This is a genomic window from Neorhizobium sp. P12A (assembly GCF_008365395.1).
Lineage (GTDB): Bacteria > Pseudomonadota > Alphaproteobacteria > Rhizobiales > Rhizobiaceae > Rhizobium.
This window is the reverse complement of record NZ_QOVX01000075.1, coordinates 1-1213: the sequence shown is the minus strand read 5'-3', so window position 1 is coordinate 1213 and position 1213 is coordinate 1. Positions and strand designations below refer to the sequence as shown.

Sequence of the window (1213 nt, the reverse complement as noted above, 5' to 3'; positions counted from 1 at the left end):
TGCGTAGCGGCAATCTAAGTGAGATTCAGCGTCAATCAGGATGAGACTCGCGCCGGGGTGTGACGGAGTGAGGGCGTAGCCCGATCGTAGTCATACCCCGGCGCGGCGCAGATTTTCGGCGTCTCATGATCGCGGTCGGTTCGGTACATTTGCGGTTTTCTGGATTGGAGAACCAGTTTGTGCCGGGTCGCCATGTAACCGATCATCAGATGAGACTCTTCATGAAGTACCGACAAACGCATTCCGTAGAGGTCGCCGCGTCAAAAGCGTCGATCAGCCGAGCCACGGCATACCGCCTCGACAAGGAGGTACAACTGCCATCTCAGAGCAAAGCGCCGCGCGGACGCCGCCGCCCTGATCCCTTAGAGCCGATATTCGAGACCGAAGTCGTCCCGCTCCTGAAGGCCGCACCCGGTATCCGTGCCGTCGCTGTCTACAACGAGATGCTGCGCCGACATCCAGAACTCTCTGAAGGTATCCGCCGCACGCTTGAACGACGCATCCGGTCGTGGCGTGCTGTCCATGGCGAAGCGCAGGAGGTCATCTTCCGCCAGATGCACGAGCCAGGCCGGCTGGGCCTTTCGGATTTTACCGACGCCAGCTGTCTTGGTGTGACCATCGCCGGCCAGCCGCTTGATCACCTGTTCTATCACTTCCGGCTTGTCTGGTCGGGCTTCGAACACGCTCATGTCATTCTCGGCGGCGAAAGCTTTGTCGCGCTGGCTGAAGGGCTTCAAAATGCCCTGTGGTCCGTGGGCGGTACGCCGCTCTATCATCGGAGCGACAGCCTGTCGGCGGCATTCCGCAACCTCGACGCCGATGCCAAGGTCGATCTCACCCACCGATACGATCAGCTTTGCTCCCATTATCGAATGACGCCGACGCGCAACAACAAAGGCGTCGCGCATGAGAACGGCTCGATCGAAAGCTCCCATGGCCATCTCAAGAACGCTGTTCATGATGCCCTTCTGATGCGGGGGACCAAGGAATTCGACGACCTCAGTTCTTACCGCGCCTTTGTCGACGAGATCGTCAGCCGTCGCAACGCTGCCCATGGCAAGCGCATTGATGCAGAACGATCTCATCTGCAGGCGCTGCCCGAGCGCCGGACCACGGACTTCGAAGAGATTGTCGTCACGGTGTCCCGGACGGGCGGCTTCACCTTGCGCAAGGTCTTCTACACCGTGCCATCCCGCCTGATCGGCCACAGGTT

At 59.9% G+C, this 1213-nt stretch carries 1 protein-coding gene; it reads left to right on the top strand.

The window, feature by feature from the left end; all coding sequences use genetic code 11:
- Positions 1 to 209: 209 nt before the first annotated feature.
- Positions 210 to 1213: IS21 family transposase (istA, locus tag DTW90_RS36940; protein WP_188080201.1), on the top strand; the 1004-nt coding region annotated here is incomplete at its 3' end.